17 protein-coding genes and 2 pseudogenes are annotated in these 22446 nt (G+C 39.2%); 13 read left to right on the top strand and 6 right to left on the bottom strand.

What is annotated here, in order from left to right; translation table 11 throughout:
• Window positions 1-30 precede the first annotated feature (30 nt).
• Window positions 31-909, bottom strand: a complete 879-nt coding sequence (gene fabD, locus ACYIB7_RS09350; protein WP_103982112.1) for an ACP S-malonyltransferase — start codon at window positions 907-909, stop codon at window positions 31-33.
• Window positions 910-1050: 141 nt separating this feature from the next.
• Here fabD and tatA point away from each other — a divergent pair, with 141 nt between their 5' ends.
• The 9 genes and pseudogenes from tatA (at window position 1051) to ACYIB7_RS09305 (ending at window position 11514) form a co-directional block, all read left to right on the top strand.
• Window positions 1051-1251: a twin-arginine translocase TatA/TatE family subunit gene (gene tatA, locus ACYIB7_RS09345; RefSeq protein WP_103982111.1), complete on the top strand. Its 201-nt coding sequence runs from the start codon at window positions 1051-1053 to the stop codon at window positions 1249-1251.
• A 6-nt stretch (window positions 1252-1257) separates the two neighbouring features.
• Complete coding sequence (tatC, locus tag ACYIB7_RS09340; protein WP_103982110.1) at window positions 1258-2100, top strand: twin-arginine translocase subunit TatC; 843 nt, start codon at window positions 1258-1260, stop codon at window positions 2098-2100.
• A gap of 100 nt (window positions 2101-2200) precedes the next feature.
• Window positions 2201-4411 (top strand): GH92 family glycosyl hydrolase, encoded by a 2211-nt coding sequence (locus ACYIB7_RS09335; RefSeq protein WP_480336855.1) that lies wholly within the window; start codon window positions 2201-2203, stop codon window positions 4409-4411.
• Between the two features lie 175 nt (window positions 4412-4586).
• Window positions 4587-5576 (top strand): isoaspartyl peptidase/L-asparaginase family protein, encoded by a 990-nt coding sequence (locus ACYIB7_RS09330; RefSeq protein WP_103982108.1) that lies wholly within the window; start codon window positions 4587-4589, stop codon window positions 5574-5576.
• Window positions 5577-5593: 17 nt separating this feature from the next.
• A pseudogene (locus ACYIB7_RS09325) lies at window positions 5594-6402 on the top strand (DUF2961 domain-containing protein).
• Window positions 6403-6451: 49 nt separating this feature from the next.
• Window positions 6452-7405: pseudogene (locus ACYIB7_RS09320) on the top strand (glycoside hydrolase family 43 protein); the annotation flags it as partial.
• Window positions 7406-7486: 81 nt separating this feature from the next.
• On the top strand, window positions 7487-8569 hold the full coding sequence (locus ACYIB7_RS09315) for a glycoside hydrolase family 43 protein (RefSeq protein WP_234999269.1): 1083 nt from the start codon (window positions 7487-7489) through the stop codon (window positions 8567-8569).
• A 2-nt stretch (window positions 8570-8571) separates the two neighbouring features.
• On the top strand, window positions 8572-9942 hold the full coding sequence (gene radA / locus ACYIB7_RS09310) for a DNA repair protein RadA (protein ID WP_103982106.1): 1371 nt from the start codon (window positions 8572-8574) through the stop codon (window positions 9940-9942).
• A gap of 9 nt (window positions 9943-9951) precedes the next feature.
• Window positions 9952-11514 carry an NAD(P)/FAD-dependent oxidoreductase gene (locus tag ACYIB7_RS09305; protein ID WP_480336852.1) on the top strand — a complete coding sequence of 521 codons (1563 nt, stop codon included), beginning with the start codon at window positions 9952-9954 and terminating at the stop codon, window positions 11512-11514.
• On the opposite strand, the gene ACYIB7_RS09300 is transcribed toward ACYIB7_RS09305, so the two are convergent.
• Window positions 11492-11887: a hypothetical protein gene (locus ACYIB7_RS09300; RefSeq protein WP_103982104.1), complete on the bottom strand. Its 396-nt coding sequence runs from the start codon at window positions 11885-11887 to the stop codon at window positions 11492-11494. The genes ACYIB7_RS09305 and ACYIB7_RS09300 overlap by 23 nt on opposite strands.
• A gap of 15 nt (window positions 11888-11902) precedes the next feature.
• The gene (locus tag ACYIB7_RS09295; RefSeq protein ID WP_103982311.1) at window positions 11903-12718 is read right to left on the bottom strand and encodes a peptidylprolyl isomerase; all 816 of its coding nucleotides are present in this window, start codon (window positions 12716-12718) and stop codon (window positions 11903-11905) included.
• A gap of 112 nt (window positions 12719-12830) precedes the next feature.
• Between ACYIB7_RS09295 and ACYIB7_RS09290 the strand changes: the two genes are divergently transcribed.
• Both ACYIB7_RS09290 and ACYIB7_RS09285 read left to right on the top strand, forming a co-directional pair.
• Window positions 12831-14507, top strand: a complete 1677-nt coding sequence (locus tag ACYIB7_RS09290; RefSeq protein WP_103982103.1) for a putative transporter — start codon at window positions 12831-12833, stop codon at window positions 14505-14507.
• Between the two features lie 258 nt (window positions 14508-14765).
• Window positions 14766-15611 carry an ROK family protein gene (locus ACYIB7_RS09285; RefSeq protein WP_103982102.1) on the top strand — a complete coding sequence of 282 codons (846 nt, stop codon included), beginning with the start codon at window positions 14766-14768 and terminating at the stop codon, window positions 15609-15611.
• Between the two features lie 101 nt (window positions 15612-15712).
• Here ACYIB7_RS09285 and ACYIB7_RS09280 read toward each other — a convergent pair whose 3' ends face one another.
• From ACYIB7_RS09280 to recJ, 3 genes are read right to left on the bottom strand one after another with little or no spacing between them, the layout of a single operon-like run.
• Window positions 15713-16576: a hypothetical protein gene (locus ACYIB7_RS09280; protein WP_099465466.1), complete on the bottom strand. Its 864-nt coding sequence runs from the start codon at window positions 16574-16576 to the stop codon at window positions 15713-15715.
• 60 nt (window positions 16577-16636) lie between these two features.
• A complete protein-coding gene (locus ACYIB7_RS09275) occupies window positions 16637-18553 on the bottom strand; it encodes a RecQ family ATP-dependent DNA helicase (RefSeq protein WP_480336850.1) in 1917 nt (638 codons plus the stop codon).
• 9 nt (window positions 18554-18562) lie between these two features.
• A complete protein-coding gene (gene recJ / locus ACYIB7_RS09270; RefSeq protein WP_099465464.1) occupies window positions 18563-20287 on the bottom strand; it encodes a single-stranded-DNA-specific exonuclease RecJ in 1725 nt (574 codons plus the stop codon).
• A 196-nt stretch (window positions 20288-20483) separates the two neighbouring features.
• Here recJ and ACYIB7_RS09265 point away from each other — a divergent pair, with 196 nt between their 5' ends.
• Together ACYIB7_RS09265 and ACYIB7_RS09260 are read left to right on the top strand one after the other, a co-directional pair.
• Entirely contained in the window at window positions 20484-21044 is a 561-nt protein-coding gene (locus ACYIB7_RS09265) for an L-threonylcarbamoyladenylate synthase (RefSeq protein WP_103982100.1), read from the top strand.
• A 1-nt stretch (window position 21045) separates the two neighbouring features.
• Entirely contained in the window at window positions 21046-22446 is a 1401-nt protein-coding gene (locus tag ACYIB7_RS09260) for a sugar transferase (protein ID WP_480336848.1), read from the top strand.

Genomic DNA, 22446 nt, shown 5'->3' with positions numbered 1-22446 from the left:
TTTTTGCATTATTGGATTGTGAAGGTGAAATTATTGCATACCTTCAGTTGTAATGTCTTTGTTGATTTTCTTTACCAATCCTTGAAGTACGGCACCCGGACCTAATTCAATAAAATGGTTTGCCCCGTCGGCAATCATATTCTGAACACTCTGAGTCCAGCGAACCGGAGCTGTTAGCTGGGCAATAAGATTTGCTTTGATTGTTTCCGGACAAGTTTCAGCTTTGGTGCTGACGTTTTGGTAAACCGGACATATCGGTTTCTTTATTGTTGTAGCTTCGATAGCTGCAGCAAGTTCGGCACGAGCCGGTTCCATTAGCGGAGAGTGGAATGCTCCACCAACTTTTAGTTTTAGTGCACGTTTAGCGCCTGCGGCCAATAATTTTTCGCAAGCAGCATCGATACCTGGTACACTACCTGAGATAACAAGCTGTCCCGGGCAGTTGTAGTTTGCGCAAACGACTACATCGTCTATACTTGCACAAATTTCTTCAACAGTAGCGTCCGGCAAAGCTAAAACGGCAGCCATTGTAGACGGGGTAGCTTCGCATGCTTTCTGCATAGCCATGGCACGTTTGGAAACCAGAACCAGACCATCTTCAAAGGATAAAGCATTAGCGGCAACCAAAGCCGAAAATTCGCCCAAAGAGTGTCCGGCCGTCATGTCCGGTTTAAACTGATCCCCTAATGTTTTTGCTAAAATAACAGAGTGCAAAAAAATGGCAGGCTGTGTAACCTTTGTTTGTTTCAGATCTTCGTCTGTTCCGGCGAACATCAGGTCTGTAATGCGAAATCCGAGGATTTCATTAGCCTTCTCAAACATCTCTTTTGCAAGTGGATTGTTATCGTAAAGGTCCTTTCCCATTCCGACAAACTGTGCTCCCTGACCAGGAAATACGTACGCTTTCATCTTTCTAATTGTTTTCTAATTTTACTTTTTTAAGACGCTGCAAAGGTAATAAATTTGGAATAATAGGGGTACTATTCGTTACAAATACTATCTTTGCCCTGTGTTGAAGATAGAATATTAACATTTAATTATAATAATATCATGAACGAATTACTATTTCTTGGAAATTTAGGAACAGGCGAAATTGTTATTATCGCTATTATTGTATTGTTGCTTTTTGGTGGTAAAAAAATCCCTGAACTGATGAAAGGCATTGGTAAAGGTGTAAAGAACTTTAAAGATGGTGTAAAAGGTTTGGAAGACGATATTAAACTAGACGATAACAATACAGATAAGAAGTAAAGAAAGATGCAACAAGAAGAAATGTCATTCTGGGATCACCTGGAAGAACTTCGTTGGACTTTATTTCGATCTATTTTAGCGCTCTTTGTTTTTGCTATCGGTAGTTTTGCTTTTATGCGTGATATATTCAATCTCGTCATAACTGCACCCTGTCGTCCCGATTTTATTCTTTACAGATGGTTGTGTGAACTAAACCAATGGCTGATTAATGTAAGCCCTTGGCTGGATGTGTTGCCGGATTTTTGCAATGATAATTTTCATGTGGAAATTATTAACATAAAACTGGCATCGCAGTTTTTTACTCACATGACCACTTCTTTCTGGTTAGCGCTTGTGCTGACATTTCCTTATTTAATGTATGAAGTTTGGAAATTTGTTAGCCCGGCTTTATATGAGAATGAAAAGAAAAATATCCGTTGGGTATTTTTCTTCGGAACAATAATGTTCTTTTTCGGATGTGCTGTCGGTTACTTTATGGTATTTCCAATGACACTTCGTTTTTTGGCTACTTATCAACTAAGCCCTGATATCAAAGAACAAGTTTCTCTGGATTCTTATATGGATAATTTCCTGATGCTGATCTTTGTTATGGGAATAGTCTTTGAGATGCCGTTGGTATCGTGGTTGTTGTCGAAGCTGGGATTGTTGCATAAAGGATTTTTCCATAAATACAGACGGCATGCTGTTGTGGGATTACTGGTAGCTGCGGCATTTATTACGCCGAGTAGTGATCCGTTTACACTGAGTGTTGTATTCTTCCCGTTGTACGGTTTGTACGAACTGAGTGCTTTCTTTGTGAGAAAAGCGCCGAAAGAAGACGATGACGGAGATGAAGACGATGACAAATAAATCGAAAGTACAATAAAATAGTTGTACAAAGATGCAATCTTTTTGAGGTTGCATCTTTTTTTATATCTTTGTAAAAGCTCAAAACAATAAAGAAAATAGCATGAAGCACAAATCCTTATTGGCGCTCTCCTTACTGGCTATTGTAGCCTGTACGCCTGAGAAAAAACAGGAGGCAGACTATGCACAATACGTAAACCCATTGATAGGTACCGATTTTACGGGTAATACGTATCCCGGAGCACAAGTCCCTTTTGGGATGGTGCAATTGAGTCCTGACAACGGGTTGCCTGGCTGGGATCGTATTTCCGGTTATTTTTATCCTGATACGACAATTGCCGGTTTCAGTCATACGCATCTTTCAGGCACAGGTGCAGGCGATTTATATGATATCTCGTTTATGCCTGTAACCCGTCCTTATAAAGAGGCTTCGGCTCCTCTGGGCATTTATTCTACATTTTCTCATAATGATGAAGCAGCTTCGGCCGGGTATTACCGGGTATTGTTGCAAGACTATAATATTAATGTGGAACTTACGGCTACAGACCGTTGCGGTATTCAGCGCTATACATTTCCTAAAGCGGAAGCATCCGTATTTCTAAACCTGAAGAAAGCTATGAACTGGGACTTTACGCTCGATTCTTATGTAGAAGTGGTAGATTCTGTTACGGTTCGCGGATATCGTTTTTCACAGGGATGGTCTCCCGATCAGCGGGTTTACTTCCAGACCCGTTTCTCAAAACCTTTTACAGCTTATCATACGGATACTACTTCAATTATAACTAAAGAAAAAGGTTGGATAGGGACGGCTTATGTTGTCCGTTTTGATTTTAATACCCAAAAAGATGAACAGATACTTGTCAATACTGCTATTTCGGGCGTGAGTATGGATGGTGCAGCCAAGAATCTGCAAGCCGAGGTTCCCGAAAATAATTTTGATAAATATTATGACCAGGCTGTAGCTAAATGGAATAAGGAATTATCTAAGATAGAAGTACAGGGCGGTAATACAGATGACAAAGTGAAATTTTATACTGCGTTATATCATGCAATGATTGCCCCTACGCTATATAGTGATGTCGACGGTTCTTATTTTGGACCGGATGGCAAGGTTCATAAGGCGGAAGGCTGGAATAACTATTCTACATTTTCTTTGTGGGATACCTATCGAGCCACTCATCCGCTGTATACTTATATACAGCCTGAACGGACAAATGATATGGTACAAACATTCCTGAATTTTTATGATCAAAGCGGAGCTCTTCCTTTATGGAATCTTTACGGACATGAAACTAATATGATGATAGGTTACCATGCCGTGCCGGTTATAGTGGATGCCTATTTAAAAGGTATTGGCAACTTTGACCCCGAAAAGGCACTGCAAGCATGCATTGCTACTGCAAATCGTGATGATTACAGAGGTATCGGATTTTATAAGGAAAAGGGGTATGTGCCAGCTTACAGTGACCCGAAGAAGTGGGAAAACTGGTCGCTTTCCAAAACGATGGAATATGCGTTTGACGATTATTGCATTGCTTTGATGGCAGAAAAAATGGGTAAAAAAGAGATTGCCGATGAGTTCTATAAGCGTTCGCTAAATTATCGCAATTTGTATAATCCCGCTACTTCATTTATGCAGCCTCGTGACGAAAAAGGAAATTTTGTATCCGGTTTCAGCCCGGATGATTATACCGAAGATATTTGCGAAAGCAATGGCTGGCAATATTTCTGGTATGCGCCGCAGGATTTGGACGGATTGATCGGATTGGTGGGAGGTGAAGAACGTTTCACACAAAAGTTGGACAGTATGTTTACGTATAGTCCTGCTAACGAAGAATTACCGATTTTCAGTACCGGTATGATCGGCCAGTATGCCCATGGCAATGAACCAAGCCATCATGTTATTTATTTATATAATAAAGTTGGCCAGCCTTGGAAGACGCAGCAATACGCAGCCCGGGTAATGCATGATCTTTATAAGAATGCGCCGGACGGTATTTGTGGAAATGAAGACTGTGGGCAGATGTCTGCCTGGTTTGTATTCAGCGCGATGGGATTTTATCCGGTTAATCCGGCCGACCAGCAGTATGAAATAGGTACTCCTCTTTTCCCGGAAGTAAAGATGCACTTGGCAAATGGCAAGACGTTTACAGTGTTGGCTCCTTCCGTGAGTGTTGATAATATTTATATTCAATCTGTTAAGATGGATGGAAAACCGTATGATAAAAGTTATATTACCCATGACCAGATAATGAGTGGCGCAACATTTGAATTCGAAATGGGAAATAAACCGGGACCAGTCTGGTATAAGTAAAAAGTAATGGATATATGTTTTTATATTTAGATGCCTGCCCAACTTTAATTGGGTAGGCATTTGAATGTAATAGGGTAGGCAACGATTTTCAATTGGATAGGCAATTATTTCCGGAGGAAACATTATCTTTGAAACATTCAATATATATATTAGCAGACATTAATATCTAAACTATATGTTAAGGCATTTACTTATCCCGGTTATTATATTGTTTTCTATTGCATCTTTTTTACAGGCGCAAGAACGCGAGTACGTAATTGTTGTACATGGCGGAGCCGGAAATTTAGGAAACCTATTGAATAATACAGAGCAGTCCGCCCGGTATTATGCCGCTCTCGATTCGGCGTTGGTAATCGGAGATAATATACTTTCGGCTGGAGGGGCAGGTCCTCAGGCTGTTATGGCGGTTATTAATTATTTTGAAAACAATCCGTTGTTCAATGCCGGAATAGGGGCGACCTGTACTGCAGAAGGAACATTTGAATTGGATGCTTCTATAATGGAAGGTAAAGATTTAAGTGCCGGCGCTGTTGCAGGTGTGAAACATATAAAACATCCGATTAATGCAGCCTATGCGGTAAAAACAAAATCGCCTCATGTTATGCTTAGTGGTTTAGGTGCAGAAGAGTTTGCAAAAGAGCAAGGACTTGAAATGGTAGATGACAATATGTATTTTGCTACTTCAAAAACATTGGAATGGATCGAAAAATTAAAGCGGGAGAGTAAAAAAAACGGGACTGTTGGCTGTGTTGTATTAGATAAAGATGGAAATCTGACTGCCGGGACAAGTACCGGAGGGATGTTTAAGAAACGGTGGGGACGCATTGGAGATTCTCCGGTAATTGGCGCCGGAACGTATGCCGATAATAATAGTTGCGCTGTTTCCTGCACTGGTCATGGGGAGTATTTTATTCGTCATGCAGTAGCCTTTAACCTTTGCGCCCGTTATAGATATCTGAAAGAACCAATTGAACAGGCGGCTGATTATATTATAAATCAGGAATTGAATGCAGATGCCGGAAACGGAGGCCTGATTGCGGTTGATAAGCAGGGGAATATAGCTATGCCTTTTAATAGCGAAGGTATGTTTCGTGGCTATGTGTATAAAGAAAAAGGGAAAAAAACTACAGTGAAGAAGGTAGGAATAGGTAAAGAATTGAAGTAGTTTGTAATAATAGTAATATGAAAAAGATCAGTGTTTTATTAGTTGTGTTGTTAGCCTTGAGCGGTTCTGTGGGTGCACAGAATTATTCTTTTAATGGTTTGGATATGAATATGGGTACACTTTCCCGGTTATCTAATGCCCGGACTCGTTCTATCAGCCCTGAAAATTATACGGGAGAACGTGGTAAGGGAGGCATGGCTGATCCGGTAAAAGACAAGGATGTACGTAATAAAGCTAATTCGTGGGCTGCCGCAAAGGATTTAGGAAAAGGATGGAAAGTAAATCCTTTCATCATTGTAAAACCGGGTGAAACGATTACAATTGCAGAGATTGAAGGTTCGGGAGCTATCCAGCAAATATGGATGACACCGACAGGCAATTGGCGTTTCTCTATTCTTCGTATGTATTGGGATGACGAAAAGGAACCTTCCGTAGAATGTCCTGTGGGTGATTTTTTTGCCAGTGCCTATAATGAGTATGCTCAGCTTTCTTCTTTGGCTGTTTGTGTAAACCCCGGAAGTGCATTTAATTGTTATTGGAAAATGCCATTCCGGAAAAAAGCAAAGGTATGCACCAGGTGATTCGCCCAGATGGGTTGTACCGTGCAGTAACAGCTTTCGGATTGTATCGTTGGCATATATTGGATCCGGTTCGTTTTGATAAGGATCTGAAAGTAACTATACAGGATTTGGGATGTCGTCATGATTTCCGTTACAATAACCAGAAGTCGGATATTTCATCTACTTCTTTCTGGTATCAAACAGAACCGCATGCAAAGTTTCCTGCATTACCAAGCAAGGACGATTTGGAGATTCCTAGATGGTAATGGCTTTTTTAGTTAAATCAAGAATGTCAATGCTATTATAATAGTAATAATGAATAATCGAAGTTATATGAATATAAGTAAATTCAGCACTCTGTTAGGATGTGCCCTGATTTTTTGTTTGTCGTGTGCAGAAAAGAAAGCCGCGGAAGAAAAAGCATTTTTCCAGAACCCTATAGTAGCTCATGGTGCTGACCCATGGATTATTAAGCATGATAGCATATACTATCATTGTGCGTCAACGGAAGACCGCACAATTTCTGTCGGTAAATCTGCTTTATTGCATGTCCCAGGAGAGTTGAAAAAAGTATGGCAGGCTCCTGATATCGGTTGGAATTCGGATTGTGTTTGGGCACCAGAACTTCATTATTGGAATGGACATTGGTATATTTATTATGCTGCCGGCGAAAGTGGCCCTCCTTTTATTCATCAGCGCACCGGTGTGTTGGAATCTGTAACAGATGATCCTCAGGGAGAATATGTAGATAAAGGTATGCTGTATACGGGGGATAGTCTGGGTAATTGGGACTCCAACCGTTGGGCGATTGATATGACAGTGTTTGAATTGAATAATCAACTTTATGCAATTTGGTCTGGATGGAAGAATTTGGAGACGACGGATCATACTTCCCAGATGTTGTATATTGCCAAGATGGAAAACCCATGGACGATTTCATCTAACCGTGTTTTGATTTCCGCTCCTGATAAACCTTATGAAATAGGAGGAGACTTGGATTTGAATGAAGGCCCTGAAGTGTTGAAACATAATGATGACCTTTTTGTTATTTACTCTTGTTGTCAATCATGGCTACCGACATATAAACTGGCCTCTTTACGTTTGGCTTCCCGTGATGCCGATCCGATGGATCCGGCTAGCTGGATAAAGAGTGAACAACCTGTTTTCCAAGGAACGGAAGATGTTTATGGCGTAGGACATGCTTCGTTTACAGTTTCCCCTGATGGTACGGAGGAGTATATTATTTATCATTCAAAAAAAGATACAATACCGGGTTGGAATCGTGATATCCGTATGCAGAAATTTAGTTGGAATGAAGACGGTACACCTGATTTCGGTATTCCATCTCCTTTGTCGGAACCACAGCCTGTTCCCTCCGGTTCGAAAATTGAGGCTAAGATATCTCTAACATACAGCAATCCTTTGTCTGTGCAGTTTGGCGATCCGTATATTCTGTTAGCTTCAGACGGACGTTATTATATGTATGGTACGGGTGCCGGTGCGGTGGATGGTTTCTGCTGTTATTCGTCGGATGACTTGGTGAATTGGAAATCTGAAGGACAGGTTTACCACGGAAATACACCTCAATCGTGGGCTGTTGCCAACTTTTGGGCTCCGGAAGTTTATGAAAAAAACGGTAAATATTATATGTTTTTCAGTGCGGATTGGCGTCATAATCCAACCAAGGAAGAAGAGAATTTCCGTATTGGCGTGGCTGTGGCTGACAAACCGGTTGGTCCGTTTATAGAGTTACAGGATAAACCGTTGTTTGATCCCGGATATCCGGCAATAGACGGTAATATCTTGCAGGATGATAATGGCAAATGTTATATATATTACTCACGCTGTTGTTATAAACATCCGGTCGAAAGTGAAATTGCAGCCGAAGCCAAGAAGAAAGGCATGTTTGATACGATTGAAGAAAGTTGGATATATGGTGTTGAGATTTCGCCCGATTTTACTCAGATAATCGGTGAGCCGGTCATGCTGCTTCGTCCTCCAGTGTCTTTATCAGATAAGCAGAGTGAATGGGAGAGCCGTTCGGTAACTTCCGGGGAAGTGAACCGTCGTTGGACAGAAGGTTCTTTTATTCTGAAACATAATGGACTGTATTATATGATGTACTCTGCCAACTATTTTGGAGGTGCGAATTATGCGGTTGGCTATGCTGTTTCGGATAATCCGTTAGGCCCGTTTAAAAAGGCTGATAATAACCCGGTTTTAGAAAAGAATGTGGAGAAAGGTGGTATTGTTACGGGAACGGGGCATAATAGTGTGACTTGGTCGAAAGACAGGAAACAGATGTATTGCGTATATCATGGCCGTACCCAAAAGACGGGTGAAGAACGTGTTGTATTTATTGACAAAATGCATTTTACTCCGGAAGGCTTGTTAGTTGTAGATGGGCCGACGACGGAGGTACAAAACAGGTAAACATGGCAAAGACAAAAACAGTATATGTCTGTTCCAACTGTGGGACAGACTCTCCAAAATGGCAGGGCAAATGTCCGAATTGCGGAGAATGGAATACATTTGTAGAGGAAGTGGTTGCTAAAGACACTTCTTCACGCCGGTTTGTTCCGGGAATGACGGATAATGTGAAAATCCGTCCTGTTTTATTGCGTGATATAACGGCAGAAGAAGAAACGCGAATTGATTTGAAGGATGCGGAATTAAATCGTGTACTGGGAGGTGGTCTGGTTAAAGGTTCTTTGGTTTTGATTGGCGGAGAACCCGGTATTGGAAAATCGACACTGGTTTTGCAGACGGTGCTAGGTTTGAGAGGATTGAAAACTTTATATGTTTCAGGAGAAGAAAGCAGCCGACAGTTGAAGTTGCGTGCGGATCGGCTGAAGCATGATACCCCGGATTGTTTTATTCTGTGTGAGACAAATCTGGAGCAAATATTTGTACAAGCCCAGAATGTACAGCCGGATTTGTTGATTATTGATTCGATACAAACAATTTTTACCGAATTGGTGGAATCGTCTCCAGGAAGTGTTTCTCAAGTGCGGGAATGTAGTGCTGCCATCTTGAAATATGCAAAAGAAAGCGGTGTTCCTGTTTTATTGATCGGTCATATTAATAAAGAGGGAAGCATTGCCGGTCCGAAGGTCTTGGAACATATAGTTGATACGGTTCTTCAGTTTGAAGGCGACCAACATTATATGTATCGTATTTTACGTAGTATTAAGAATCGTTTCGGTAGTACTGCGGAACTGGGAATTTATGAAATGAGACAAAATGGATTGCGTGAAGTAAGTAATCCGTCTGAGTTACTGCTTACCCAGAACCATGAGGGTTTGAGTGGTGTGGCGATTGCTGCGGCAATTGAGGGCGTTCGTCCGTTTCTTATTGAGACACAGGCTTTGGTCAGTTCTGCTGTTTATGGTACTCCGCAGCGGAGTGCTACGGGATTTGACCTGCGCCGGATGAATATGTTGCTGGCGGTTCTTGAAAAACGTGCAGGCTTTAAGCTGATCCAAAAAGATGTTTTTATGAATATTGCAGGTGGCTTAAAGGTAAATGATCCTGCAATAGATTTGGCTGTCATTAGTGCTGTTCTTTCGTCCAGTTTGGATATTAGTATTGAAACAGGTGTTTGTATGGCCGGTGAAGTGGGGTTGTCCGGCGAGATTCGTCCGGTAAACCGTATAGAGCAACGTATTATGGAAGCAGAGAAATTGGGATTTTCCGGTATTATTATTCCGCATAATAACCTGAAAGGGTTTGAATCGAATAAGTGCAAAATTCAGATTATTCAGGTGAAAAAAGTAGAAGAAGCATTCCGTCATTTGTTCGGATAATATAAAAGTATGGTAACAGAATTACAATTTCGCCTTTTGCCGGAAGAAACGGCTAATGAACAGGCATTAAAATTGGTTGCTGCCCGTGAAATGGGAGAGACCGCAGAAAACATCCGGGCTGTTCGTGTATTGAAGCGCTCAATAGATGCCCGGCAGCGTATTATATATGTTAATGTAAAGCTTCGTGTTTTTATTAATGAATTACCTGAAGAATCCGAATACCAATCTGTAGAATATAAAGATGTGACGGATAGGAAGAATGTGATTGTAGTAGGGGCTGGACCTGGAGGTTTGTTTGCGGCTCTCCGCTTGATAGAGCTTGGTCTACGTCCGATCATAGTTGAGCGTGGAAAAGATGTACGTGAACGGAAGAAAGATATAGCTTTGATAAGCCGTGAGCATAAGGTAAATAATGAATCTAATTATAGTTTTGGAGAAGGAGGGGCTGGAGCCTACTCGGATGGAAAACTTTATACTCGCAGTAAAAAACGTGGTTCGGTAGATAAGATTCTGAATGTCTTTTGTCAGTTCGGTGCAAGTCCTTCTATTTTGGCAGATGCACATCCGCATATCGGAACTGATAAATTACCCCGTGTGATTGAGAATATCCGTGAACAGATCAAAAAGTGTGGAGGTGAAGTCCATTTTGAAACACGAATGGATGCGTTTGTAATGAAAGGAGACGAAGTGGTCGGAATAGAAACGAATACAGGCAAAACTTTTTTTGGACCTGTTATTCTTGCAACCGGACATTCTGCACGTGATGTTTATTATTATTTGCATGAAAAAGCAATTCCAATCGAAGCAAAAGGCATTGCTGTAGGTGTTCGGTTAGAGCATCCGCAGGAATTAATAGATCAGATACAATACCACCGGAAAGAAGGACGTGGCAAATATCTGCCTGCTGCTGAATATAGTTTCGTGACACAGGTAAATGGACGTGGCGTTTACTCGTTTTGTATGTGTCCGGGTGGTTTTGTAGTTCCGGCGGCAAGTGGCCCGAAGCAGGTTGTTGTTAATGGTATGTCTCCATCCAACCGTGGCTCTCGCTGGGCTAATTCGGGTATGGTAGTGGAAATTCATCCTGAAGATTTTCCCGAATTTGCTTCATATAAAGAGTTAGCATTGATAAAGTTTCAGGAGCAGTTAGAAGAATATTGCTGGCAAAATGGTGGCATGAAACAAGTTGCTCCAGCACAACGTATGGCAGATTTTATACAGAAAAGAAACTCCTTCGATTTGCCTGTATCTTCTTATACGCCAGGGTTATTGGCATCACCTCTTCATTTCTGGATGCCCGAATTTGTCACCAGCCGGTTACGTGAAGGACTTCGGTATTTCGGTAAAGTTTCCAATGGGTTTTTAACAAATGAGGCGACAATGATTGGAGTGGAAACGCGTACCTCTTCTCCTGTCCGTATTGTACGTGACCGGGAAACTTATCAGCATGTTACAGTAAAAGGCCTCTTTCCTTGCGGTGAGGGTGCCGGTTATGCCGGAGGAATTGTTTCTGCGGCTATAGACGGCGAACGATGTGCGGAAGGGGTAGCTATGTTGATAGCAAGTCATTGATTTGTTCCATTAGAGCAATGCGTTCTAGGGAGAAAGTTGAGTCGTGCTTTTGTATGTATTCTAATAATTCTTTAGCCCGAAACAGTGTTTTTTTATTATTAGGATCAGGTTGTATATAACTGTCTTCAATAAGTGTTTTTGCTGCTATTTCCATGCGGGATAAACCTTGTGAATCTTCGCAGTCCAGAAATCGGCGGAGATCGTCTATTGAAGTTGTAAGTAAGAAATCTCTGTCTAATTTTAAGGATGTATAAACAGTTTCAATTAATTCAGGATTGCGTCCGCCACCATTTAAGTTACGATTGAAGATGATCTGAGCAATTACTTTGCCCAGCTCTTCGATCTGTACCATAATAAAGTCTCTTTTTAGCATAAGCTTAATGATTTTTTATTTAACGGTTATACTTATAATTCGTATATCTTTTTGGGGTCTGTCGTAAGCATCACGAGGCTGTGAGGCTATTTGATCAAGAATTTCGAAACCTTCAATAAGCTCGCCGTAAACAGTATATTCTCCGTCAAGATAGTGATAACCACCTACGGTTGTATAAGCTTTCCGTTGTTCTTCAGTGAATATTAAATGGCCTGGAGTTGCCAGAATAAAAGAGTCTATCTTTGCACTGATAGAAGCTGCCAGTTTATTATATTCTTGCGGGTTTTCCTCACGAAGACGTTCTACTTCCTCACGAACCGGTTCATAGAATTGTTTTAATGCTTTTTTGCGGATAGGTTGGTTCTTTATCCGTTCTAATGTGTCTAATCTTCCTTCGGTATAGACTTTTCCTTGTACGATGAAAAATTGAGACATATCCGATTTCTTTTTGGGGTTCACGTCATCACCTTGCCGTGGAGCAGCTATGGCACCTTTCTTACAGAAATATTTAGGATTAAATTCCGGCATAATTTCAGAAGAAGAGTCTCCGAAACCACAACGCGCCCCTGCTGGTGCATTCCGCGTGTCAGGTGCGCCGCCTTGTATCATAAAATCTTTAATAACCCGGGAAAATAATGTTCCATTATATTTTCCGGCCTTGGCTCTTTCGGTAAAGGCACGGACATGATTTGGCACATCATTATATAATTTGGCTTTCATTACTCCGATATTTGTCGTTATCGTTACTGTTTTTTCTTGTGCCCTTATGTGGAGGAAAGAAAATGAACTGACAATAAGCGCTATAATTATTGTATTGTATGTTTTATTCATGGCAATAACTGTTTGTTGGGTAAAGATAATACTTATGTTGTAAAACACAAAACAAATGTCTACCTTTGCACCCTTATTAATAAGCAATAAGTTTTTAAAATATTTAAATAATATGGATTGGATAAATGATTTGTTATGGGGTGAAGGCATAGGGCATTCTATATTATTGTTGTCTATTGTGATTGCTGCAGGTATCCAACTGGGTAGAATTAAGGTGTTTGGTGTGTCTTTAGGTATCACACTCGTATTGTTTGTGGGGATTATACTCGGACATTTTGGTTTTACGATCAACTCTAATGTAATACATTTTTTTAAGGAGTTTGGATTAATTTTATTTGTTTACTCTGTTGGTATGCAAGTTGGCCCTGGTTTCTTTTCTTCATTTAAGAAAGGTGGAGTGACTTTAAATATGTTGGCTTGTGGAATCGTATTTCTTGGGGTAATAACAGCAATCGTTATTCATTATATTACGGGAGTATCGATGTCTACGATGGTTGGCATTCTTTCCGGTGCGGTGACGAATACGCCTGGGTTGGGGGCTGCTCAGCAAGCATATTCGGATATGTTCGGCGTTTCTGATAAAACGATAGCTCTGGGTTATGCAGTGGCTTATCCGCTGGGTGTGATTGGTATTATTCTTTCTACGATTTTTATTCGTTATGTATTTCGTATTAGTTTTGAGAAAGAAACGGAAAAGCTTAATACGGAAGATGATAAACATATAAATGAAGCGAAGCCCATATCTTTGATAGTCAAAAATCCGGCTCTTTTTGGTAAGAAGGTCAGCGAGTTGTCAAATTTGCTGGAGCATAGGGATTTTGTTATTTCCCGTGTATGGCGTAATGATAATAAACAAATCGAAATAGCTTCTGCCGCAACTGTTTTACAGGAATATGATAAAATATTTGTCATAACTACCGAACAGGATGCTGAGACGATCAAAGCATTTATCGGCGAAGAAATAGATATGGAACGTAAACAATGGATACGTATGGAAAGTCAGTTTATCAATCGCCGTATATTGATTACAAAGCCTGAACTGAATGGAAAGCATTTAGGACAATTAAAATTGCGTAAATTATATGGTATAAATATTACGCGTATTAATCGTGCCGGTGTGGATTTGGTTGCAACTCCTGGATTAAGATTACAGGTAGGTGACCGTGTAAATGTTGTAGGTACTGAAACTGCAGTATCTAATGTTGAGAAAGTTTTAGGTAATTCCATGAAGCGTCTGAATGAACCGAATTTGATTACTATTTTTATAGGCATTGCATTAGGTATTATTTTAGGAAGTATTCCTATTTCGTTTCCGGGTATTCCTCAACCCGTGAAATTAGGGTTGGCAGGCGGCCCTCTTGTTGTGGCTATCCTGATAAGCCGTTTTGGATATCAATATAAATTGATTACATATACGACCCAAAGTGCAAATTTTATGTTGCGCGAGATAGGTATAACACTTTTCCTGGCATGTGTAGGATTGAGTGCCGGTGATGGCTTTGTAGATACGATCGTGAACAACGGAGGTTTGGCATGGATAGGTTATGGATTTATAATTACTGTAGTTCCGCTATTGATTGTAGGATGTATTGGCCGTTATTTCTGTAAAATCAATTATTTTACATTAATGGGGCTGATAGCCGGAAGTACAACTGATCCTCCGGCATTGGCTTATTCAAATGCAACGGCTGGAAACGATGCTCCGTCAGTGGGATATGCAACTGTATATCCGTTAACAATGTTTCTGAGAGTACTTACCGCTCAGTTATTAATTTTATTTTTTGCCTGATTCTGTAAAAACAATAACAATTATTGCTGTCCGATAAACTATTTTAAATTAGATTATAAAATTTCCAATAACTATGAGTGGAAGTACACATGGATAGCAATAAAAGGATATATGTTTTTATTTACAAAAGACAGCTCTTTAGTAAGCCCTTTCTTGCTTGTATATTTACTAAGTTTTATAAGACAGTAAATAATAACAAATATTTTCTTTTATGGATTAAATGAATATATTTGTTAGCTAAAGAAATAATAGAATATCATGGAGAAAAAAAACTCGGTTATTGGTGTAGATCTTGGAGGCACAAATATGCGTGCAGGTCGTATTAAGGATGGTATATTAATAGCAAAGAATACAATCCCTACACCAAAACAAGCGAAAAATTGTGAGGAAACGTTGGGTGCTTTAATAGAAGTAATACATTCTGTATGGGATGAAAGTGTGACAGCTATAGGAATAGGTGTTCCCAGTGTCGTAGACCGTATGCGGGGCATCGTGTACAATGTTGCTAATATTCCACATTGGGAGGAAGTACATTTAAAAGAGATACTGGAAAAGGAGTTTTCTGTTACTGTTTATGTCGATAATGATGCAAATTGTTTTGCTTTAGGCGAACGTATATTTGGAGATGGACGTGATATTGAGAATTTTGTAGGACTTACCTTAGGCACCGGACTAGGAGGTGGTATCATTCAACGTGGAAAATTGCTTTCAGATGCCAACTGTGGTTCAGGAGAGTTCGGTATGTTGCCTTATAAAGATAAAATACTGGAATACTACTGTAGCGGTTCTTACTTTATGAATGTATGGGGTGTTGACGGAAAAGAAATGCACGCCCGTGCTATGAGAGGGGAAGCTGAGGCTTTGGAAGCCTATCGTCAGTTAGGAATTTATATTGCGGCAGCAATCAAGATCGTAGTATTGACAGTAGACCCGGAAATGATTATTTTTGGAGGTTCTGTAGCCTCTGCTCATATGTTGTTTGAAGAAAGTATGCGTGAAAATTTAAAAGATTTCGACTATCCTAATTCTATAAAAAAATTGCAAATACGTTACTCGACAATGGAAGATCCGGGTATTGTCGGTGCGGCATCTTTGTGCTATTAACTAAGGTGAAATCTTTTGCTTGTATTCTAAAGCCGTGCAGAATGTGAATGGAAACTGTGCGGCTTTATAATAAACGGCTGTAGTTATTAATTATCTTATTTCTAAAAGCAACGTATATATGCTAATGAGTATCTGTCATATAAATCGTCTTGTAAGCCATGTCGATAACGGAATGAAATGATATTCTTTTTAATTTCATAATTTAATTTGGTACGGATGGCCATTGGGCGGTCTCCGTTATTTTTATATCCTTTAATTCCGGATAAGTCAGCATTGAGCGTGAAACTTTTGTAAATACCGGAAATACCTCCTCCATACGAAATTGCATCATTCTGGCGATGTACCGTGTTATTTGTCATCCAGCAATAAAAACCAACCATTGCCTGTATGCGTAGAGACATGCTTTCGTCGGCCGATTTTAGAAGGGTTCTTCCAGCCGTAATATCAAACCAGTAGGAGGCAGCATCAGTAAAACGTGCGTCACATAAACGGCCTCCGCTTGCTGTTTTTAAGTTTAGACTGACCATTACATCTGCCCATTTTTCACTGCGGACTACTTGTACATAGGTGGTTGCTATCAAATCTCCAAAACATTTAATGGGAGGGGTCAGTTCTACGGCTGAACGTTCATCTCTTGTTTCGGGAGTCATTTTGTAGTTCTCAATAATTACACCGCTTAGTTCAATGCCTGCACGCCCCTTTGCTATTGGGATAAAGAGCCGGGCAAATAAATCTTTTGTTTTATCTCCTTTATAATAGCTATATTCTCCGCGTAATTCTATTTCCCAACGTTTCCCAACACTTCCATTTTGTAATTCAGGCATGGGGAAAGCATTCGGTCCGAAATAGCGTGGCGAGTAGGTTAAAAATTCCATTTTATCACGCCAATCTTCACTAAAAACTGCCGATGGAATAAATAATAATATGGAGATGTAGAGGACTGTTGATTTAAAAAAATGTATCATGTTATTTATAAGTTTGAAAGTACTTGTATTTGTAGAGCCACAAATGTACTGTTTTTGGAGTTATTCTGTTTCTTTTATATAATGAATATATCCATCTTTTAATATAAAATGTTCATCGTGTTCTGCTAAATACCGGATCGCAGTGATACTTTTTTCTACAGGGAATGGTAAAGATTCGGCGAGAGTCTTAATGTGCATGGTCTGCTCTTTTAGCGTATTTTGTAATGCTTTCCGGATATCGTTAAACATTTTGTTGCTTAATCCGGAATCATTTCTTGCCAGACATATATCACAACAACCACAATCCTCCGATTTTGTTTCGCCAAAATAAGCTAGTAACATACGACTTCGACAAACAGAATTCTCATCAATATATTTTAATATTTTGTTTATACGTTCTTCAAAACGCTTTTTGCGCTCGTTATAAGCCTGATGTGGAATAACCAGATATTTTTGATCTTCACGGGTTCGCGTATAAATAATGAGCGGTGTTTTTTTATGAGGGATGTAATTTACGACTCTGTATTTGGAAAGGCCAATTAACGTATCGTATATCTCTTGCTGATTAATCCCGGAACGGCTTGCTATCAAAGCCTCGTCTATATATACGTAATCTGCAAATAATCCAGTGTATGACCGTAGTATAGTTTGTATAATCTCGTCTGTTTTTTTGTCTTGATGTAAATGTTTGTAGAGTTCATCGCGAGTGGCTGTAAATAGTAAACGCGATGCATTGTCTACTTCTTCCGTATATTCAATATAGCCTGATAGCTCTAATATTTTTAATGCATGATGTGTTTGAAGCAAAGAAAATTTGAATACAGAACAAAAATCAGATAATGAAAAATCGTGTACGGTGTCTAACCCGTAGCCTACAGCAATTTGATAATAATTGCCCAAAGCCTCATAGACCCGAAAAATGAAATCTTTATCAGGGAATTCATCGGCCAGACGTTTTTTTAACTTTGCATTGTCTATGCCGGAACATAAAGCTACAGCATAAGCTTTTTGTTCGTCACGTCCGGCACGTCCGGCTTCCTGGTAATATTCTTCTAGTGATCCGGGCATATCCAGATGGACAACTAGTCGGACGTCTGGTTTATCTATGCCCATTCCAAAAGCATTTGTGGAAACAATTACACGGCATTCATTATTTTTCCAATTATTTTGCCGTATAGTTTTCTCTTCACGGTTTAGTCCGGCATGGTAGAAGCTTGCCGATATACCGGCTTGCTGTAACAAACCTGCAATTTCTTTCGTCCGCTTTCTGTTTCTCACATAAACAATGGTACTTCCTTGTATTCTACCTAATATGTATATGAGTGTATTGATTTTGTCTTCAGTATGACGTACAATATATGAAAGGTTCTTACGGGCAAAACTTTTTTGGAAAACATTTTTTTCTTTGAATGACAGTTTTTCCTGTATGTCATTAACTACTTCAGGTGTAGCAGTTGCCGTAAGTGCCAGAACCGGGACGGCTGAGGGTAGCTCTTTACGAATCTCTGCAATATTAAGGTAGGAGGGACGGAAGTCATATCCCCATTGTGAAATACAATGACTTTCGTCTATAACAAGTAAGCATACTTTCATTGCCTGCAACTTTGAACGAAAAATTTCAGTACTTAGCCGTTCTGGTGATACGTATAAGAATTTATAGTCGCCAAAGATACAGTTTTCTAGTTGGGTGATGATTTCTTGCCTGCTCATCCCAGAATATACAGCAGTGGCTTTGATTCCCAACCGGCGTAAATTATCGACCTGGTCTTTCATCAAAGCTATAAGAGGGGTAACTACGATACAAATTCCTTCCATAGTCATAACCGGAACTTGGAATGTAATAGATTTACCTCCTCCTGTGGGCATCAGTCCGAGTGTGTCTTTTCCTGCACACACAGAATGAATGATATCTTCCTGTAAAGGACGGAAAGTCCGGTAACCCCAATATTTTTTTAATATCTTATGGTAGATATCCACAAGTGTCCTTCATATATCGTCCGGCTTGATATCTTTTATCATCAGCTGTAAAGAAGTATTTCCGTTATAGGTGTTTTCTTCTATTGTATAGCAGATGTTAAAAGGTTTCATGCCTTTTATATGCTCACTAAATTGATACATTCCGAAAGCAATGCCGTGGATAGGTGTATTGGAATTGCCGTCTATAACTTCCAGTTTGATATGTTCCAGGTCTTTACCTACAAGCTTGCTTGTACCATAATCTTTGACATCTAAAGAACAAAATACGGGTTTTTGATTGTCTGGGCCAAAAGGACTCATTTTCTTCAGATCATTCATGAATTTGGTATTGATGTCTTTTAAGTCTAATATGGCGTCAATGTCAATTTGGGGAGTCATTTGTTCCGGAATAATTTCATCGGCAGCTAGTTGCAGAAAGCGCTCTGTAAAAGCTTCCAGATTTTCTTCTTTTAAAGATAGACCGGCCGCATAGGTATGTCCCCCAAAATTTTCCAGTAAATCCCTGCAACTTTCTATAGCTTTGTAAATATCAAACCCGGTGACAGAACGTGCAGAACCTGTTATTAATTCGGATGATTTGGTTAAAACGACTGCCGGACGATAGTATTTTTCTGTTAACCTGGAAGCTACAATACCAATGACACCTTTATGCCATCCCTGGTTATAGACAACAATGGCTTTACGATCTTCCATGTTTTCGAATTCGTCAATGATAGCATTTGCTTCATCGGTTATTTTTTTGTCCAGTTCCCGTCGTTCTTCATTATATTGATTGATATTTTCACTCTTTTCCCTGGCGGATTCACTGTCTTTCGAAAGGAGAAGTTCAACAGCTTCTTTTCCGTTCATCATACGTCCCGAAGCATTGATACGCGGTCCTATTTTGAAAACAATATCGCTGATAGTAATTTCTTTTCCTGTTAATCCGCAAATGTCTATGATACCTTTTAATCCTAAACTTGGGTTGCAATTTAATTGCTTCAACCCATAATAGGCAAGTACTCTGTTTTCTCCTGTAATGGGAACAATGTCAGAGGCGATACTTACAGCAGTAAGTTCCAATAGTTTTTCTAAATCTGAAAATGGAAAATTATTGCTTTTGGCAAATGCCTGCATGAGTTTAAATCCTACCCCACATCCCGATAAGTGTTCGTAGGGGTAGATTGAATCAGCTCGTTTGGCGTCCAACACAGCAACAGCATCCGGTAATACATCATCGGGCATATGATGGTCGCAAATAATAAAATCAATACCTTTCTGTTTGGCATATTCTATTTTTTCGATAGCCTTTATGCCACAGTCCAAAGATATGATTAATGATATATCATTCTCCGCCGCATAATCTATACCTTTGTAAGAGATGCCGTATCCTTCATCATAACGATCCGGAATGTAAAAATCCAGACTTGATGAATAAGGGCGTAAATATTTATATACAAGAGATACGGCAGTTGTTCCGTCTACATCGTAATCACCGTATATTAAAATTTTTTCTTTATTTCCTAAAGCCTTATTTAACCTTTTGACCGCTTTATCCATGTCGGGCATGAGGTACGGATCATGAAGATCATTCAGACTGGGTTTAAAGAATTTTTTTACTTCCTCAACGGAAGTAATTCCCCTCTGAACAAGCAGAAGACCTATAACCGGATTGAGACCCAGTTCGGCCACTAATTCGTCTCTTTTATGTAATTCTTCTTCTGTTGGGGTTCGAAAATTCCATCTGTTAATCATTATATATTGTTTTTTTCTTTTTTCTAGCTATCGATGCATTTTGGGCATAAATACCACTTATGCAATATATTTCAATCCGTAAAGTTAGGAATTAAAAATCGTATAATAACTACTGCTTAGTGAAAATAGTTTTTTTCTTATTATTTTTTTGAAGTCCGCGAAACCTTTGTACATTTGTCAAAATAATGTAAAGAAAATGCAGGAAGACATAAAAAAAGCCTGTGAAGTAATGCAGGCCGGAGGGGTAATTCTTTATCCTACAGATACAATTTGGGGTATCGGCTGTGATGCTACCAATGAAAAGGCTGTACAGAAAGTGTATGAGTTAAAGCAAAGAGTAGATAATAAAGCAATGCTGGTACTGATTGATAGTACTGCTAAGTTAAATATGTATGTATCCGAATTGCCTGATATTGCCTGGGATTTAATAAATGTGGCCGATAAACCATTAACAATTATTTATCCTACAGCTAAGAATCTTGCCTCTAATTTATTGGCAGAGGATGGTAGCGTTGGTATACGTGTTACGAATGAGGAATTTTCTCGTGCTTTATGTGAACGTTTTCGTAAACCGTTAGTTTCTACTTCTGCTAATGTGAGTGGCGAAAAATCTCCTGCAAACTTTTGTGAAATCTCTGAAGACATAAAAAATGGAGTTGATTATATTGTGCAATATCGTCAGGATGATATGAGTAAGGCACAGCCGTCAAATATTATTAAGTTGGGTTTGGGAGGACTTATCCAGGTAATCAGATAGAATGAAAAAAAGCTGGCAGGCAGGAAAATATATTATATCGGATTTTCTATCGGCATCATTAGTTTGGCTGTTGTTTAATCTGCTCCGTTACGATGAAGTTGCTGTTTATGGTGGTTTTCGTACGCTGCAAGATTATTTGTTATATATATATATATGGGGCGGCCAGTTTCTACTTCCATTTTTCTGGATTTTCTTATATTATATTTCTGGATATTATAATAAGCCATTTGGAAAATCGCGTTTAGTAGAATTGTTTTCTACTTTTTTGACTGTACTTATTGGCGTAGTTCTTGTTTTCTTTATATTTGTACTGAATGATTTACCTCGTTCTTTTCATATTTATTACGAACTATTCTTTTCATTGTTTGGACTTCAGTTTTTGTTAACTTATATTCCTCGTTTAATAATAACCCAGAATGGCATACGAAAAATAAAACGGAGGGAATGGGCCTTAAATGTTCTGATAATAGGTGCAGGAGAAAAAGCAGTTTATATTGCAACAGAGTTATATAAATTAGGCTATAATGTAATTGGGTTTATACCTGAAGATAAAAATATACCGATTAAAGTTACACAGCAACAGATTCTCGGTTCGTTGGCTGATTTGTCTGATTTGATAGAAAAAGAGTCTGTTGATGAATTGGTTGTAGTGCTAGACAGTTCAGATAGCCAAAAGTTGTTGGACATATTGTACTCTCTTTACCATTATAAACGTCCGATAAAGGTGCTGGCAGATAAATCCAACGTTCTTTCGCGGGTAAAAATTAAAACTATTTACGGTATTCCTTTGATTGACGTTACAGATAATAATTTTTCACAAGTTGAGAAAAATGTGAAATTTTTTATGGATAAGGTATTATCAGTGTTGGTATTGATATTATTATCCCCTCTTTATTTATATATAGCTTGGAGAGTGAAAAGAGATTCTTTTGGTCCCGTCTTTTATCGACAAGAACGCATTGGATATATGGGACAACCTTTTGTAATGTATAAATTCAGGACTATGTATGTTGATTCTGAAAATAATGGTCCGTTATTATCTGTAGAGAATGATCAACGTGTAACTCCTTTCGGCCGTTTTATGCGTAAATACCGGTTAGATGAACTTCCCCAGTTCTGGAATGTATTAAAAGGAGATATGTCTATTGTCGGGCCTCGCCCGGAACGTAAATATTTTATAGATCAGATAGTAAAGAAAGTTCCCTTTTATTATTTGTTACACAACGTTCGTCCGGGTATTACTTCATGGGGAATGGTAAAATACGGATATGCAGGTAGTGTAGATGAGATGATAGAGCGGTTGAAGTATGATATATTATATTATGAAAATATGTCATTAGTATTGGATATTACTATTCTGATATATACAATAAAAACAGTTATTACAGGCAAAGGTATTTAA

The organism is Parabacteroides sp. KHUB-03, from assembly GCF_056640975.1.
The sequence above is the reverse complement of the archived record's forward strand: the minus strand, read 5'-3'. Positions and strand labels throughout refer to the sequence as shown.

Bases quoted from the DNA above. Each gene is read 5' to 3' on its own strand.
- fabD (WP_103982112.1), bottom strand. From the start codon at position 909: ATGAAAGCGTACGTATTTCCTGGTCAGGGAGCACAGTTTGTCGGAATG.
- tatA (WP_103982111.1), top strand. From the start codon at position 1,051: ATGAACGAATTACTATTTCTTGGAAATTTAGGAACAGGCGAAATTGTT.
- tatC (WP_103982110.1), top strand. From the start codon at position 1,258: ATGCAACAAGAAGAAATGTCATTCTGGGATCACCTGGAAGAACTTCGT.
- ACYIB7_RS09335 (WP_480336855.1), top strand. From the start codon at position 2,201: ATGAAGCACAAATCCTTATTGGCGCTCTCCTTACTGGCTATTGTAGCC.
- ACYIB7_RS09330 (WP_103982108.1), top strand. From the start codon at position 4,587: ATGTTAAGGCATTTACTTATCCCGGTTATTATATTGTTTTCTATTGCA.
- radA (WP_103982106.1), top strand. From the start codon at position 8,572: ATGGCAAAGACAAAAACAGTATATGTCTGTTCCAACTGTGGGACAGAC.
- ACYIB7_RS09305 (WP_480336852.1), top strand. From the start codon at position 9,952: ATGGTAACAGAATTACAATTTCGCCTTTTGCCGGAAGAAACGGCTAAT.
- ACYIB7_RS09300 (WP_103982104.1), bottom strand. From the start codon at position 11,887: ATGCTAAAAAGAGACTTTATTATGGTACAGATCGAAGAGCTGGGCAAA.
- ACYIB7_RS09295 (WP_103982311.1), bottom strand. From the start codon at position 12,718: ATGAATAAAACATACAATACAATAATTATAGCGCTTATTGTCAGTTCA.
- ACYIB7_RS09290 (WP_103982103.1), top strand. From the start codon at position 12,831: ATGGATTGGATAAATGATTTGTTATGGGGTGAAGGCATAGGGCATTCT.
- ACYIB7_RS09285 (WP_103982102.1), top strand. From the start codon at position 14,766: ATGGAGAAAAAAAACTCGGTTATTGGTGTAGATCTTGGAGGCACAAAT.
- ACYIB7_RS09280 (WP_099465466.1), bottom strand. From the start codon at position 16,576: ATGATACATTTTTTTAAATCAACAGTCCTCTACATCTCCATATTATTA.
- recJ (WP_099465464.1), bottom strand. From the start codon at position 20,287: ATGATTAACAGATGGAATTTTCGAACCCCAACAGAAGAAGAATTACAT.
- ACYIB7_RS09265 (WP_103982100.1), top strand. From the start codon at position 20,484: ATGCAGGAAGACATAAAAAAAGCCTGTGAAGTAATGCAGGCCGGAGGG.
- ACYIB7_RS09260 (WP_480336848.1), top strand. From the start codon at position 21,046: ATGAAAAAAAGCTGGCAGGCAGGAAAATATATTATATCGGATTTTCTA.